The 969-nt window shown below is 76.3% G+C and carries 1 protein-coding gene; it reads left to right on the top strand.

Annotation, left to right across the window (positions count from 1 at the left end; genetic code table 11):
- On the top strand, window positions 1-846 hold an 846-nt coding region (locus ACYVE9_RS28370), incomplete at its 5' end, for a heparinase II/III family protein (protein WP_461030751.1).
- Window positions 847-969 lie beyond the last annotated feature (123 nt).

Below are 969 nucleotides of genomic sequence, written 5' to 3'. Positions count from 1 at the left end.
TTCGGCCGGCTCGACTGGTGGCCGGCGGTGACCGGCACCGATGTGCGCACCCCGCTGCTGGCCGCCCTCGTCCGGCCCACCGCACCGGCCGTGCCCCGCCCGGAGAGCCGGCCGGCCCACTTCGCCGACGCGGGCATGACCATCCTGCGCGGCCCAGCGGGTATCTGGTGCCGCTGCGACGGCGGCCCGCACGGGTTCCTGTCCATCGCCGCGCACGCGCACGCCGACGCGCTGTCCGTGGAGGTCCGCCACGACGGCGTCGACGTGCTCGCCGACCCGGGCACGTACTGCTACCACGGGCAGCCCGAGTGGCGGCGGTACTTCCGGTCCACCCTGGGCCACAACACCCTGCGGCTGGACGGCGCCGACCAGTCCGTCTCCGGCGGACCGTTCCTGTGGACCCGGCACGCCCGCAGCCGCGTCCTGGTCGCCGACACCTCCGGCGAGGAGGTGGCCCGCTGGTGCGCCGAGCACGACGGGTACCGGCCCTCCGTGCACCGGCGCCGGGTGGAGCTGACCGCCGCGAGCCGGGAGCTGAGGGTGGTGGACGAGGTGCCCGGCCCGCGCCGGGCCGTGCACCTGGCGTTCCACCTCGGCCCGGCGATCACCGCGGACCTGGTGGGGAGCCGAGCTGTGCTCACCTGGTCCCGGGACGGCGACGACCGCTCCGCGGTGCTCGACCTGCCCGGGCGGTTGTCCTGGCGGGCGCACCGCGGTGAGAGTGACCCGCCGCTGGGCTGGTACTCCGCCGGCTTCGGGCGCAGGGAACCCGCCACCACCCTGGTCGGCAGCGGCTTCACCGACGGCACGGAGGGCTTCACCACCGTGCTCAGGTTCCGCGGCTAGGGGCGCCCGATGGATCTTCGTGGCGGAAGGAGCGGCGTCCGGTGGCTTCACCCCGGGCGGGGGCCCGGGCGCGTCGAGCGGCGTCGGGTGTGGGCGTCGGCATGGCTGGCACTCGCCCTGCTG

This window comes from Streptomyces sparsus (genome assembly GCF_054776295.1).
This window is presented reverse-complemented; position numbering and strand designations above follow the sequence as displayed.